Source organism: Paraburkholderia tagetis (assembly GCF_022213065.1).
GTDB classification, from domain to species: domain Bacteria; phylum Pseudomonadota; class Gammaproteobacteria; order Burkholderiales; family Burkholderiaceae; genus Paraburkholderia; species Paraburkholderia tagetis.
Genome location: NZ_JAKLJA010000004.1, coordinates 184,526 through 197,697 on the forward strand (window position 1 = coordinate 184,526; position 13,172 = coordinate 197,697).

Consider the following 13,172-nt stretch of genomic DNA (forward strand, 5'->3'; position numbering starts at 1 on the left):
ATGAGCGAAGCGCGCATGCGTGCCGCATTTCCCTTTACGGCGCTGGTCGGCCAGGCGCCGTTGCAGCGCGCGCTTTTGCTCGCGGCCATCGATCCGGCGCTCGGCGGCGTGCTCGTGAGCGGCCCGCGCGGCACGGCGAAATCGACGGCGGCGCGCGCACTCGCCGCGCTGCTGCCCCACGGCGCATTCGTCACGCTGCCGCTTGGCGCGAGCGAGGAGAAACTGATCGGCTCGCTCGACCTTGAAGCGGCATTGCGCGAAAGTGCCGTGCGCTTCTCGCCGGGCCTGCTTGCGCGCGCGCACGGTGGCGTGCTCTACGTGGACGAAGTGAATCTGCTGTCCGATGCGCTCGTCGATGTACTGCTCGACGCGGCGGCGAGCGGCGTCAATACGGTCGAGCGCGATGGCGTTTCGCATACGCACGCGGCGCGCTTCGTGCTGGTGGGGACGATGAATCCCGAAGAGGGCGAGCTGCGCCCGCAGTTGCTGGACCGCTTCGGCTTGATGGTCGAGTTGAGCAATAGCTTCGACCTGGATGAACGCCAGCGCATCGTGAAGGCGCGGCTCGCGTTCGATGCGGACCCGCTGGCGTTTTGCGCGGCCCACGAGGCGGCACAGCGCGAGCTGGCGCAGCGCATTGCCGCCGCACGAGGCGCGCTCGACGGGCTGGAGTGGAGCGACGCGGTGCACGAACGCGCGGCCCAATGGTGCGTGGAGGCTGCCGTCGACGGCATGCGCGCCGATCTGGTGATGCTGCGCGCAGCGCGCGCGCTGGCCGCGTTCGAAGGCGCGACGCAGGTGGCGCCCGATCACGTCGACCAGGTCGCCGAGGCGGTGCTGGCGCATCGGCGGCGCGTGATGCCGGATCAACCGCCCATGAGTGGTGGACGTAGCGAGCGCGGCGCGCCGCCCGAACCGCCCGAACCGGGGCCCGCATCGAACCGGGCATCGGCGGAACAATTGCAGTCCGAAGCAAATCCGGATTGGGGCGAACTGCCCGCCGAGCCGGTTGCCGCGCGGCACGTGAAAGGCGTGATTCCGCTGCCCGCAAAAAAACGCTGACCCGCCGGGCAAGGACCGCCGCTCAGGCACAGGGCGGCGCCCGGCGGCGTGAAGGTCCAGGGCGCGCATTCGTGCGCGTCATTCGCGATGCGGCGCCGGGCGCGCGCATCGCCTGGCTGCCTACGCTCGCCGCGAAGCGCGGCGCAGCACTGCGCGCGGAGCATTTGCGCTACAGGAAGCATGAAACCGGCACCGGAGCGCTGCATTGCTTCGTGCTCGATTGCTCGGCCTCGATGCTCGCGCATGGGCAGCTTGCGTTGGCGAAGGGGCTGTTGATCGCGCTGTTCGACCGGGCGCGCAGCGAGCGCGTGGAAGTGGCGCTAGTCTGCTTCGGTGGCGCGCGCGCCGAATTGCGATTTGGGCCTGCGGTGCCGCGCTGGTGGAATGAGCGCTGGCTCGAGCCGATCGGCGGCGGGGGCGGCACGCCGCTCGAAGCCGGCATGAGCCGTGCAGCGCAACTGCTCGAAAGCGCGGCGCGCCGCGACCCGGCGCGCGAGCGTCATCTCTGGCTCTTCAGCGATGGCCGCACGACGCAATGGCCGGCGCGCCCATGCCATGCGGACCGCGTGACCGTGATCGACTGCGAAACCGCAGCCGTGCGCGTGGGGCGCTGCCGCGCGCTCGCGCAGGCGTGGCAGGGCGAATGTGTCGAGGCCGAGGCGTTGCTCGTTTGAGCGCCTGAGCGTCTGTGGCACGCCCGTGCCGCGCCCGTCGCGATGCCAGCCTCAGCGGGCGCTGTTGCTCCAGTAGATCACGTCGTCGTGGCGGTCGAACACGTAGACTTTCATCGCCATCTGCTCGGCGCTCGTGAGGCGGTCCAGTTCGAGGCCGAGCGTGCATTGCGTCTGCGTGACGTCTTCGTGCTGCACATTGCGAATGACCGCGCTCGTTTCGATGGGCGTGTCGAGATTGCCTGAGCGCAGGCTGAAGGCGATGCGCAGCCGCTCGCCCACTTTGCCGAGCGCCCATGGCGCCATGAGCGAGAGCCCCAGCGCGCTGATCCCGCGCGCGAGCGCGACGCCCTGATAGCCTCCAGCGCCGATGCCGAAGCGCACCGGAAACGTTGCGCGCACGCGGATCGAATTGCGCTCGCGCAGCATGCGGATATTGGCGGGCTTCGAGAGCACGAGATAGCCGGACGGCGTCTGATGCATCGCGTGAAGCGTGCAGACGAAGCGATAGACGGCCTGGCTCGCGATCGCCACGACCTCCACGTTTTCGCCGGGCGTGATTTCGATTGGGCGGCCATCCACATAGGGCAGCGTCGCGAAGATCGATTCGTTCGGCGCGATGCCGATCAGCTTGCACGGATGCATTGGCGCGCCGCTCGCGCCTTGTTGCGGACGCAGACCCATCAGCGCGCCGATGGAGAGGTGCAGGTCGCGCACGCCTGGCGCGGCTTCTTGCTCCTGCGGTTTTTCGTGCGCGGCTGAATCCTCGGGCGTTGCGCGGTCGCCGCGCTGCGGTGCGAAGTGCCGGAACAGGAAGTCGCGCTCCACCTCGCCCACGAGCGTTGCGCCGCGTTCGAGCAGCAGCGTGCCGTCATGGTCCACGAGGGGCCATGCGAGCGGCTGGCCGAGCGGAATATCCGCGGGCGTGAGCAACGCGGCGCCGGGTAGGGAGTCGGAGGCGGCGTGGGAGGCCGCAGCGAGAATGTCGTTCATCGGCGCGCTCGACAGGGGTGACGGGACAAGATCACTGCGTTAACGGCGCGCACCGGAGAAAGTTGAATGAGGATGAAGCGCCAACCTCGGGCTCAACCTCGGGCTCAACCTCGGGCTCAACCTCGGGCTCAACCTCGGGCTCAACCTCGGGCTCAACCTCGGGCTCAACCTCGCGCGTCACCGCCATCCGCATACCAGCGCGGCGTGTAGATCCACTCGCCGTCTTCGCTGCCGCCGCGCGAGAAGCCACGCGTGGCCGACGACCCGACGATGACCATCGTGCGCATGTCCACCTCCGACGACTTCAGCGCGCCGAGCGTGGTCGCTCTGAGCGTTTCCCCCGGGCGTCCCACGTCGCGTCCGAGCACGACGCGGGTGCCGGGCGCGCGCACTTCGCGCACGACTTCCAGTGCACGGTCGAGTTGCCAGGGCCGCGCGCGCGAAATCGGGTTGTAGAACGCCATCACCAGATCGGCGAGCGCGGCGTGGCGCAGGCGTTTTTCGATCACGCTCCACGGCTTGAGGTTGTCCGAGAGCGAGAGCATGCAGAAGTCGTGGCCGAGCGGGGCGCCAGCCCGCGCCGCCGTGGCGAGCGCCGCCGAGACGCCGGGCACGATCGCGAGTTCCACGCGGTGCCAGTGCGGCTCATGCGATGCTTCGAGCGCTTCGAGCACGGCGGCGGCCATCGCGAACACGCCGGGGTCGCCCGACGACACCACGGCCACGCGCCGCCCCGCGCTCGCGAGTTCGAATGCATGGCGGGCGCGCTGAAGCTCTTCGCGGTTGTCGGTGGCGTGGCGCACCTGCCCCGGGCGCAGCGGTCCCGCCATCTCCACATAGGTTGAATAGCCGACGATATCGGTGGCCTCGTCGAGCGCGGCGCGCGCCATGGGCGTGAGCAGGTCGGCGCGGCCCGGTCCGAGGCCCAGCACCGTGAGCTTGCCGCGCGCCGCGCCGAGCGTGTGTACGTCGATGGGCTCATGTGCCACGGAGAGCGCGATGCCGTGCCCGGCGGCGAGGCGCTGTGCCGATGCAGGTAGTGAAAGCGCATCGAGCAGGGTGTGGGTGGCTTCGGCGGCCTCAGTGGCCTCGGTGCGGCACGCAGCATCGATTGCCTCTGCAAAACGCAACGGCACATCCAATGCAGATGCCGCCTGCTCGAAAGCGGCATCGCCCATGCGCGCGGCGGGCGCGACGAGCGCCGCGAGCGCTTCGTGCGCGATCCCGTTCGCGCTCAGTGCCTCGCGCACGTGCTCGGCGAGCAGCGCATGCGCGACGCTTGCCGCCGCCACCACGCTGCGCGGATGAATCACCAGATGCTCGGGATTGCCGTCCCATGCATGCGGGCTCACGCGGATCGCATGGCGCGCCGCCGGGTCGCGCGGCAGGTTCACGGTATCGAGCCAGGGCGCCGCGCCGTCGATGCGCGTGGCCTCGCCCGCGAGCAGATCGGAGACGAAGCGCTTGCCCTGCGCGAGGCTCGAAAGCGCGTAGCCATCGGGCGGATTGAGCAGGCAGGTGCCGAAGCGCAACTCGCCGCTCGTGGTGATCGCGGGCGCGGTCTCCAGCGCCGCGCCGATCTCGCGCGCCATCACATTCACGCCAGTCAGGCCGCCGAGCAGCGGCACGACGGCGCTGCCGTCTTCCGCGAGCGCGAGCACGGGCGGCTCCACGCCTTTGCTCGCAAGCAGCGGCGCGAGGCAGCGGATCACGATGCCCGCCGCGCACAGCGCGACGATGGGCGTGCCGCGCCGATAAAGCTCGCGCAAATGATCGCTGAGTCCGCTGAACGCGACATCGCCTTGCGCGCGTTCCTGCAAAGCGTGGATCTGCGCACCCGCGTAGCGCGCCTTCACGCGCTGCGCGGTTGCGAGCGCGCCGGGGCCGAGCACGACGATGGCGGGCGGCATCAGGCTTGCCATTTTTCCCCCGGCACCACGAGCAGCGAGAAATACGGCGAGGCCATCGGGTCGACGTCGTCGAGCGGGACGATGCGCTGGTTCGACATGGTTGCGCGCTCAACATAAAGCGCGCGCTCAGCGAGGCCAAGCTCCGCGAGCACGCGGCGCACCTTCTCGAAGTTGCGGCCCAGTTTCATGATGACGGCGGCATCCGCGTCGACGAGACGGCGGCGCAACTCGTCCTCGGGCAGCACGCCCGAGAGCACCGCGAGGCTCTGGTTGCGATAGACGAGCGGCACGCCCAGCACCGCCGCGCCGCCGAGCATCGAGCACACGCCCGGCACCACTTGCGCTTCGTAGCGCGCGGCCAGTCGGTCGTGCAGGTACATGTACGAGCCGTAGAAGAACGGGTCGCCCTCGCAGATCACGGCCACGTCGCGGCCCGCGTCGAGATGGCCGGCGACGGCTTGCGCGGCGCCGTCGTAGAAGTCGGCGATGATCGCCTCATACGAGAGCGGCGGCTCGAGCGCTTCGGTTGTTACCGGATAGACGAGCGGCAGGCGCTCCTGTTGCGCTTCGAGGTGATCTTCCACGATGCCGAACGCGTTGCCTTTCTTGCCCTTGGCGACGAAGTACGCAACCACGGGCGCGGCCTTCAGCAGCCGCAGCGCCTTGAGCGTGAGCAGCTCGGGGTCGCCGGGACCCACGCCGATGCCGTGCAGACGGCCTTTGATGGACATTTATTCGATCTCCGAAGCAAGTGCGTTGACGGCGGCGGCGGCCATGGCGCTGCCGCCGCGCCGCCCGTGCACGGCCACGAACGGTATGCCGTGCGCGGCGGTGGCGAGCAGGGCTTTCGACTCGGCGGCGCCGACGAACCCCACGGGCATGCCGAGGATCAGCGCGGGGCGCGGCGCGCCGGCAGCGATCATGTCGAGCAGGTGAAAGAGCGCGGTGGGCGCGTTGCCGATGGCGACCACGCTGCCGTCGAGATGTTCGCGCCACAGTTCGAGCGCGGCGGCCGAGCGCGTGTTGCCGAACTCGCGCGCGAGGCCGGGCACGGCGGGATCGTCGAGCGTGCAGATCACCGCGTTGTTCGCAGGCAGGCGCGCGCGCGTGATGCCGAAAGCGACCATTTTCGCGTCGCAGAGAATGGGCGCGCCGTTTGCGAGCGCCGTGCGGCCTGCGCGGCCTGCGCCGGGCGAGAACGCCAGATCGGCGGCCACGTCGACCATGCCGCAGGCGTGGATCACGCGCACAGCGAGCTTTTCGAGGTCGGCGGGAATGTGCGAGAGATCGGCTTCGGCGCGGATCGTCGCGAACGACTCGCGATAGATCGCCTGGCCGTCGCGCTGGTAGTCAGACATCGGTGGTGCTCCGGGGGCGTTGCGCGAGGGCGCGCGCAGCGGCTTCGATCGTCAGGTCGTGCGCGATCAGGTGGCCGAAGGGCGTTGTTCCCATGTCGCGCTCGTAAAGATCATAGTGGCCAGGTTCCGTAGCAAGCAGCGTGAACGGGGCTTGATGCGCGGCCGCGCACGAACGCTCGCAGCCGCTCAAGTGCACCTGCACATCGGGCGGCAATTGCGCGGCAATGCGCAGCGCGTCGGCCTTGGTATCGGCGCGGCTCTTCGCGCAGCCCGCCGAGCCCGTGCAGGCGATCGTGCGCGCGAGCGGATCGGCGCTGTCGCAAACGAGGCCGAGCGCGCGCAGACGTTCGAGCACCTCAGGCATGGCGCGATGGGCCACATTCGGCAAGATTGCGCCTTGCCAGGGCGTAATGCGCAGCGTCGCATCGCCGTGTTGTTCGGCGAGGGCGGCGAGGGCGTGCAGCGTGGCGGAATCCAGCCGCGCGAGCGGCGGCTGGCAGCCCACGTAGCCCGCGTCGTCCAGGTGGCTTGCATGAATGTTGTCGCGCGCGTTCAGGGCATATGCACCGAGGCGCAGCGAGAGATCGACGCTCGCGCGCCGCCATGCGTGCAAGGCGGCTTTATCGTCTGCGTGGCTCGTGTCGGTAAACACATCCGCGTGATGGCGGGCGCGCTGGAGCACGGCATCGGCATCGTGCGCCGCGAGCACTTCGCGCATGCGCGTCTGCCCGGGTTGCGCGAGATCGAGGAACGCATGCAGCATCGCGCGAATGAGCGCCGGCGCCTGCGTGGACGCGACCGCGCCGAGCGCACCGTCGCCGGGGCAGCCCGCCAGGCCGAATACGAAGCGCGCATCGCCGCCGCTGTTTCCTCCGTGCGCCGCCGCGAGCCAGATGTCGTGCGGATGATCGAGCGCCGCGAGACGCTCGCCGCCGTCGAGCAGCAGCGCGAACTTGGGCGAGAGCGCCGCGAAACGCGGCTCGCTTTGCAGCATCGCGACGATGGGTGCAGCGAACGGAATGGTGTCGATGAGCGCATCGGGATCGAGGCCTGCGAGCGGACTCATCATCAGATTGCGCAATTCGTCGGCGGCGTGGAGACCGCTGTGTTCATGCCCGCACGCCGCTGGCTCCGGACCCAGGCCCGCCGCCACCAGCGCCTCGGTGAGCGCCGCTTCGCTGCCCGCGCGCACGCCGCGCACCTGCACGTTTGCGCGATTGGTCAATTCGAGCGTGCCGCTCGCATGCGCGAGCGCGGCTTGAGCGATTGCGTGCGCCTGCGCGGCCGTGAGCACGCCGCCCACGAGGCGGATGCGGCACAGCCCGCCGTCGCGCGCCGCGACCACGCGCACGAGTCCCGGGCACGCCGAACGGCGCGCCGACGCCAGCGCGGCAGGAGATAAAGCGGGCTTCGAGTCGTGATTCAAGGGACAACACCGTGTATGCCTCGCGCGCTTCGCATGGCGGGCCGCCGCGAGCACGCTGCGAAGGTGCAAGGGTGCGATTGCGGGGGCGCGATGCGAAAGCGCGAAAGTACCAAAGCTACGAAAGCTACAACGAAAGTGTCCGCGCGCTGCGGTCGAAGCCGATACACCCCGCCCGGCTTTGGGCGCACGCGAACCAACATTCGGCCGGCAGGTCTCCTGGCTTGCAGGTCGCCAACCGCATCGGCCTTCCCGGTAAAACCAGTGGCTCGGGTGGATGCGGTCTCGCTGCTCACAGTCGCGGGGGCGGCCACAGCTTTGCTGTGTTCCCTTTTATGCCTTCGGGTTTTCACGCTTCAGGCGCCGGCGGAAGCGGTATTATGCCCGTTTTTCAGCGCGTTTCCGCGAATCAGTGCGGCCCGCGCTTCACACACACGGACACGACGCAAAGCGCGAAACGGAGCACGGATGCAGGGCAGGCGGGCATGGTTGACAGTGATCGGCATCGGCGACGATGGATATGCGGGGCTCGGGCGCGAGGCGCGGCGCGCGCTTTTTGCGGCTGCGGCGGTGACGGGCGGCGCGCGCCATCTGGCGATGCTGCCCGCGCGCGTGCAAGCGCGCCGCGAGCCCTGGCCGCAGCCGTTCAGCGTGGAGCCGCTGCTCGCATTGCGCGAAACGCACGAGCGCGTGTGCGTGCTCGCGAGCGGCGACCCCATGTTTTACGGCGTGGGCGCGACGCTCGCGCGTCATGTGGCGCCGGGCGAGATGGACGTGCTGCCTGCGCCGTCATCGCTTTCGCTCGCGGCGGCGCGCCTCGGCTGGGCGCTTCAGGACGCGGCTGCGGTCTCGCTCGTGGGCAGGCCGCTCGATGGGCTCAGGCGTCATCTCTACGCAGGCTCGCGCGTGCTGGCGTTAAGCGCCGATGGGCGCACGCCCGCGTCGCTCGCCGCATTGCTCGCGGCGCAAGGCTATGGCGCGACGCGGCTCACGGTGTTCGAGCACCTGGGTGGCCCGCTCGAAAGGCACGTGAAAGGTCGCGCCGATGCGTGGCATGCCGATGAAGTCGCGGCGCTCAACCTCGTCGCGTTCGAATGCGAAGCCGGTGACGACATATCGCCGCGCGCATGGACGCTCACGCCAGGCTTGCCCGACGACGCTTATCTGCACGACGGCCAACTCACCAAACGCGACGTGCGCGCGCTCACGCTCGCGCGACTCGCGCCCACGCCCGGCGCGCTGCTCTGGGACGTGGGCGCGGGCAGCGGCTCGATCGGCATCGAATGGATGCGATCGCACGCGGCATGTCGTGCGATTGCCATCGAATCGAATGGCGAGCGTCAGCGCTTCATCGAACATAATCGCAACGCGCTGGGCGTGCCCGCGCTGCAACTCGTGGCGGGCCGCGCGCCCGACGCGCTTGCCGGTCTTACCGCGCCGGACGCCGTGTTCATCGGCGGCGGCGTGACCGTGCCGGGCGTGCTCGAAACCTGCTGGGCGCGTTTGAAGTCCGGCGGCCGGCTGGTGGCGAACGCCGTGACCGTGCAGAGCGAGGCCGCGCTCGTGGCATGGCGCGCGCAGCATGGCGGCACGCTCACACGCATCGGCATCGGCGAGGCCGAGCCGCTCGGGCGCTTCGATACGTGGCGCCAGGCGCTGCCCGTCACACTCTACGAAGCCGTGAAGCCATGAGCGCGCGCATCCTGCTGCTGGGCGGCACCGGCGACGCCTTGCGTATGGCCCGCGCACTCGGCCCCGAGCATGTCTACAGCCTCGCGGGCCTCGGCCGCGTGCCTGGCGATCTGGCGTGTTCCGTGCGCGTGGGCGGTTTCGGCGGCGCCGAAGGCCTCGCGCGCTATCTCGCCGATGAGCGCATCGGGCTGGTGTTCGACGCCACGCATCCCTACGCGGCGCGGATCAGCGCGAACGCGGCGCGCGCGTGCGCCGTGCCGCAAGTGCCGCAAGTGCCGCAAGTGCCGCAAGTGCAGTATTGGGCGCTGCGCCGTGCGCCGTGGCAGCCGCAGCCCGGCGACGACTGGCGCATGGTGGACGGCTGGGCGGGCGTGATCGAAGCCATCGCGCCGTTTTCGCGCGTGCTTTTCACGCTCGGCCGCGAGCCGCTTGCCCATCTCGACGCAGTTCCCGCACATCAGCACTGGACCGTGCGTTGCCTCGATGCACACGCGGGCCACGCGCGCGCCCGGGTGGTCGACGCGCGTGGGCCGTTCACGCTCGAAGGGGAGCGCGCGTTGTTCGAGGCGGGTTGCTTCGACGTCATCGTGAGCAAGAACAGCGGCGGCGGTGCTACCGAAGCGAAGCTCGCCGTCGCGCGCGAAATGGGCCTGCCTGTAGCGATGATGCGGCGGCCCGCGCTGCCGCCCGCACAACGCGAGTTCGTTTCGGTGCAAGACGCAATCGCTGCGCTCGCAACGTTTTCAGCGCACACCTGACCAATTCAGCGGAGTTTGAACGCATGACCGTTTTCTTCATCGGCGCGGGGCCGGGCGACCCCGAATTGATCACCGTGAAAGGGCAGCGCCTTGTGCGCACCTGTCCTGTGATTCTCTATGCGGGCTCGCTCGTGCCGCCCGCCGTGCTCGAAGGCCATCGCGCGGTTAAGGTCGTGGATACCGCGCCGCTCACGCTCGACGAAATCGTCGCGCTGCTTGAAGACGCGCACGCTCAAGGCCACGATGTCGCGCGCGTGCATTCGGGCGATCCGTCGCTCTATGGGGCGATTGGCGAGCAGATTCGCCGCTTGCGTGAGCTTGGGATTCCTTATGAAGTCGTGCCCGGCGTGACTGCGACGGCCGCCTGCGCCGCGGCGCTTGGCAGCGAGCTTACGCTGCCCGGCATTTCGCAGACGCTGATTCTCACGCGCTACGCGACGAAAACGTCGATGCCCGAAGGCGAAGCGCTAGGCGACCTCGCGCGCCATCGCGCGACCATGGCGATTCACCTGGGCGTGCGCCACATCGCGCGCATCGCGGAGGAGTTGCGTCCGCATTACGGCGACGATTGCCCGGTGGCGGTGATCTATCGTGCGAGCTGGCCCGACGAGGAGCGCGTGACGGGCACGCTCGCGGATATCGTGGAGAAAGTTCAGGCTACCGATATCGAGCGCACGGCGCTGATACTCGTGGGGCGCGTGCTCAGTGCCGAGGGGTTTGCTGAGTCGACGCTTTATGGTGTGTCGAAACGGTAGGTGGTTGGTTGGTTTTAAGTTGTGGTTTTGGTGTGGGTTCTTGTTTTTCGCGTTTTCTTGTTTTCGTGTCGGTCTATTAGCGTTGCCCCTGTGCGGGGCGGCACCTACTTTTCTTTGCAGCCGCAAAGAAAAGTAGGCAAAAGAAAGCGGCTCAAACCGCCAGTGTGACGCAGTACACCTCTTGCCTGTGATGGAAGTGGTTCCGGGGCATCCGTCACCCCGCACCTTGAAACTGAGTGACAAAGGAGTCATGCATCCCGCTGCTCGCTACGCGCGCAGCGGTCGGGTTTGCATAGGAAACCACACGTACTGCAAAGTACTTGAATACGCATGCGCCGCATCGATTCGTATGCATTCCTCTGGTTTTGGATTATGCCCCACGGGGCGCGTAGCGCCGCCGGAGGAATGAGCCCTTAGTCACTCTGTTGTATGGCGCGTGGTGGCAGACGCTCCGGAACCGCTCCGATTACTGGCGAGTGGTGTACTGCGTAACACTAGCGGTTTGAGCGGCTTTCTTTTGCCTACTTTTCTTTGCCGCTGCAAAGAAAAGTAGGTGCCGCCCCGCACAGGGGCAACGCTAATAGACCGACACGAACACAAGAAAACGCGAAAAACCGCATAAAAACCGCATAAAAACCGCAAAAAAAAAGCGGCGCAAAGAACGCGCCGCCCACCATCAATACAAGCCAGCCATCGATCTCAGTGCGCGCGAGCGTGCTTTTGATCCGCATGCGTATGCGGCTGCGTGACGATGCTCACAGCCGCGAGCACGATAATATTCACCCCAAGCGCAAGAAACCCGATATTGATGTCCTTAAACGAATCGGACGCGAAGGGAATCAACTGCGCGACGCTCACATGCAGCAGCGTGGTGAGCACGACCACCAGCACACCTGCGAGAATCCCACAAAACGCGCCTTGTTTCGTCACGCGATTGCGCGTCGCGAGGCTGCACACCAGCGCGGGGAATAGCTGCGTCACGAAGTTGTAGCCCATCAGCAGCAGCGCCACGATGGTCTCGCCGCCCTTGAGCGTGAAGCCCACTGCAACCAGCGCAACGATCGGCACGCACAGGCGCGCAATCCGCGCGACGCGCGCGTCGTCGGCGTTTTTCATCAGCGCGCCGCGATAAATATCGTTAGCCAGCAGCGTCGAGGCAGTGGTGAGAATCATCGAGCCAGGCACAAGCGCGGTGAGCACGCCGGCTGCGCCGATCACGCCCACGAACCACGGATCGAAGGTCTGCAGCGAGAGGCGGAACAGCGAGAGATCGATGTCGGTGCCCTTGAGGCCCGGCACCTTGAGCACCGCCGCGAAGCCGCAGAAGAAGACGAACAGCAGGATCAGTTGATAGAGCGGCAGGATCGCGGCGTTGCGGCGGAAGATGCGTTCGTCCTTCGCGGTGTAGACCGAGCCGAAGGTGTGCGGCCACATGAAGAAGCCGAGCGCGGCGAGCAGCGTCGTGGACTGGAACCACGTCACGCCCTGGCCTTTCGCGGCGAAATTGAGGAAGCCGGGCTTCGCCGCGTCGATGGCGCGGAACATCTCGGCGTGGCTGCCGTAGTAATGGACCGGCAGATAGATGCCGAGGAACACGGCGATGGCGAGAATCATCGTGTCCTTGACGACCGAATTCCACGCGCAGCCGCGCACGCCCGAGACGGTCACATAGGTGGTGACCACCACCGCACCGATCCAGATCGCCACCGTCGACGGAATCGCGCCATACGATGCCGTCGACACGATGATGCCGAGACCCTTCAATTGCAGCACGAGATAGGGCACGAGCGCGGCCACGCCCACACATGCGACCAGCACGCCGAGCGCGGGGCTCTGGTATTTGCGTGCGAAAAAGTGCGGCTGTGAAAGCAGCCGGTGCTCTTTCGCGTAGCGCCACACGGGCGGCAGCATCCAGTACGAGAGAATGTACGCAAGCGTCGCGTAAGCCAGGATGTAATAGACGGGCGCGCCCTTGCCGTAGGCAAAGCCGCTGCCGCCGAGAAACGTGAAGGTGGTGTAGATCTCGCCCGCCATCAGCAGGAACACGAACGCGGTGCCGAAGCTGCGTCCGCCCACCGACCACTGCTCGAGACTCATGTCGTGCCCATGGCGCGCACGCATGCCCAGATAGAGCGCGATCACAGTGATCGCCGCAATGATGATGAGCGCGCTCATGATCGCACCTCGCCTTGTGGGTCTTGCACGGTGCGGTTGGCCGGATCGAGCTTGTAGACGATGCCCATGATGGCCGCGGTGAGCACGACCCACAAGACGATCCACGCCAGCACGAGCGGCATGCCGAGCACGAGTGGCTCGGTGCGGTTGACGAATGGCACGCCTATCAGAATGCCGATGAAAGGTAGTGCAGCGAGCAACCTCAATGACATGGCAACTCCTTTGGGTAAAAGGCAAATGTTGCTTCGGGGTCCGGTCGAATCACTCTATGCCGGGGAATGCGCCCCGTAAAGCTGGAAAAAATCCCGATGCACCAATTCCGGGCAATCCTTGGCAGTCTGTGCGGGACGTATGCAGTTCCCGTGCCTTGCCGTG

General features: G+C 67.5%; 13 protein-coding genes and 1 riboswitch. Of the genes, 5 read left to right on the forward strand and 8 right to left on the reverse strand.

What is annotated here, in order from left to right; all coding sequences use genetic code 11:
- Together L5014_RS07875 and L5014_RS07880 are read left to right on the forward strand one after the other, a co-directional pair.
- Positions 1-1,062 carry a magnesium chelatase ATPase subunit I gene (locus tag L5014_RS07875; RefSeq protein ID WP_238463023.1) on the forward strand — a complete coding sequence of 354 codons (1,062 nt, stop codon included), beginning with the start codon at positions 1-3 and terminating at the stop codon, positions 1,060-1,062.
- 71 nt (positions 1,063-1,133) lie between these two features.
- Entirely contained in the window at positions 1,134-1,736 is a 603-nt protein-coding gene (locus L5014_RS07880; protein WP_238463024.1) for a vWA domain-containing protein, read from the forward strand.
- 51 nt (positions 1,737-1,787) lie between these two features.
- Here L5014_RS07880 and L5014_RS07885 read toward each other — a convergent pair whose 3' ends face one another.
- From L5014_RS07885 to cobG, 5 genes are all read right to left on the reverse strand, one after another.
- A complete protein-coding gene (locus L5014_RS07885; protein WP_238463025.1) occupies positions 1,788-2,726 on the reverse strand; it encodes a flagellar brake protein in 939 nt (312 codons plus the stop codon).
- 164 nt (positions 2,727-2,890) lie between these two features.
- Positions 2,891-4,648, reverse strand: a complete 1,758-nt coding sequence (cobJ, locus tag L5014_RS07890; protein ID WP_238463026.1) for a precorrin-3B C(17)-methyltransferase — start codon at positions 4,646-4,648, stop codon at positions 2,891-2,893.
- The gene (locus L5014_RS07895) at positions 4,636-5,367 is read right to left on the reverse strand and encodes a precorrin-2 C(20)-methyltransferase (protein WP_238463027.1); all 732 of its coding nucleotides are present in this window, start codon (positions 5,365-5,367) and stop codon (positions 4,636-4,638) included. The genes cobJ and L5014_RS07895 overlap by 13 nt, the downstream gene beginning before the upstream one ends.
- Complete coding sequence (locus L5014_RS07900) at positions 5,368-5,994, reverse strand: precorrin-8X methylmutase (RefSeq protein ID WP_238463028.1); 627 nt, start codon at positions 5,992-5,994, stop codon at positions 5,368-5,370.
- Positions 5,987-7,420 carry a precorrin-3B synthase gene (gene cobG / locus L5014_RS07905; RefSeq protein ID WP_238463029.1) on the reverse strand — a complete coding sequence of 478 codons (1,434 nt, stop codon included), beginning with the start codon at positions 7,418-7,420 and terminating at the stop codon, positions 5,987-5,989. The genes L5014_RS07900 and cobG overlap by 8 nt, the downstream gene beginning before the upstream one ends.
- A gap of 189 nt (positions 7,421-7,609) precedes the next feature.
- Positions 7,610-7,800, reverse strand: a riboswitch (cobalamin riboswitch).
- 85 nt (positions 7,801-7,885) lie between these two features.
- Between cobG and cbiE the strand changes: the two genes are divergently transcribed.
- The 3 genes from cbiE to cobM are packed head-to-tail and all read left to right on the forward strand — an operon-like array spanning position 7,886 to position 10,622.
- Positions 7,886-9,109 carry a precorrin-6y C5,15-methyltransferase (decarboxylating) subunit CbiE gene (cbiE, locus tag L5014_RS07910; RefSeq protein ID WP_238463030.1) on the forward strand — a complete coding sequence of 408 codons (1,224 nt, stop codon included), beginning with the start codon at positions 7,886-7,888 and terminating at the stop codon, positions 9,107-9,109.
- The gene (locus L5014_RS07915) at positions 9,106-9,867 is read left to right on the forward strand and encodes a cobalt-precorrin-6A reductase (protein WP_238463031.1); all 762 of its coding nucleotides are present in this window, start codon (positions 9,106-9,108) and stop codon (positions 9,865-9,867) included. Before cbiE ends, L5014_RS07915 begins: the two co-directional genes overlap by 4 nt.
- A 23-nt stretch (positions 9,868-9,890) precedes the next feature.
- Positions 9,891-10,622, forward strand: coding sequence for a precorrin-4 C(11)-methyltransferase (gene cobM / locus L5014_RS07920; protein ID WP_238463032.1), 732 nt, complete (start codon positions 9,891-9,893; stop codon positions 10,620-10,622).
- Positions 10,623-11,143: 521 nt separating this feature from the next.
- On the opposite strand, the gene L5014_RS07925 is transcribed toward cobM, so the two are convergent.
- From L5014_RS07925 to L5014_RS07935, 3 genes are read right to left on the reverse strand one after another with little or no spacing between them, the layout of a single operon-like run.
- Positions 11,144-11,353: a hypothetical protein gene (locus L5014_RS07925; protein ID WP_238463212.1), complete on the reverse strand. Its 210-nt coding sequence runs from the start codon at positions 11,351-11,353 to the stop codon at positions 11,144-11,146.
- A complete protein-coding gene (locus tag L5014_RS07930) occupies positions 11,322-12,797 on the reverse strand; it encodes a sodium:solute symporter family protein (protein ID WP_238463033.1) in 1,476 nt (491 codons plus the stop codon). The genes L5014_RS07925 and L5014_RS07930 overlap by 32 nt, the downstream gene beginning before the upstream one ends.
- Complete coding sequence (locus L5014_RS07935; protein WP_238463034.1) at positions 12,794-13,009, reverse strand: DUF3311 domain-containing protein; 216 nt, start codon at positions 13,007-13,009, stop codon at positions 12,794-12,796. The genes L5014_RS07930 and L5014_RS07935 overlap by 4 nt, the downstream gene beginning before the upstream one ends.
- Positions 13,010-13,172 lie beyond the last annotated feature (163 nt).

Coding starts and splice junctions, on each gene's coding strand:
- L5014_RS07875 (WP_238463023.1), top strand. CDS start 1: ATGAGCGAAGCGCGCATGCGTGCCGCATTTCCCTTTACGGCGCTGGTC.
- L5014_RS07885 (WP_238463025.1), bottom strand. CDS start 2,726: ATGAACGACATTCTCGCTGCGGCCTCCCACGCCGCCTCCGACTCCCTA.
- cobJ (WP_238463026.1), bottom strand. CDS start 4,648: ATGGCAAGCCTGATGCCGCCCGCCATCGTCGTGCTCGGCCCCGGCGCG.
- L5014_RS07895 (WP_238463027.1), bottom strand. CDS start 5,367: ATGTCCATCAAAGGCCGTCTGCACGGCATCGGCGTGGGTCCCGGCGAC.
- L5014_RS07900 (WP_238463028.1), bottom strand. CDS start 5,994: ATGTCTGACTACCAGCGCGACGGCCAGGCGATCTATCGCGAGTCGTTC.
- cbiE (WP_238463030.1), top strand. CDS start 7,886: ATGCAGGGCAGGCGGGCATGGTTGACAGTGATCGGCATCGGCGACGAT.
- L5014_RS07915 (WP_238463031.1), top strand. CDS start 9,106: ATGAGCGCGCGCATCCTGCTGCTGGGCGGCACCGGCGACGCCTTGCGT.
- cobM (WP_238463032.1), top strand. CDS start 9,891: ATGACCGTTTTCTTCATCGGCGCGGGGCCGGGCGACCCCGAATTGATC.
- L5014_RS07925 (WP_238463212.1), bottom strand. CDS start 11,353: ATGCGGATCAAAAGCACGCTCGCGCGCACTGAGATCGATGGCTGGCTT.
- L5014_RS07930 (WP_238463033.1), bottom strand. CDS start 12,797: ATGAGCGCGCTCATCATCATTGCGGCGATCACTGTGATCGCGCTCTAT.
- L5014_RS07935 (WP_238463034.1), bottom strand. CDS start 13,009: ATGTCATTGAGGTTGCTCGCTGCACTACCTTTCATCGGCATTCTGATA.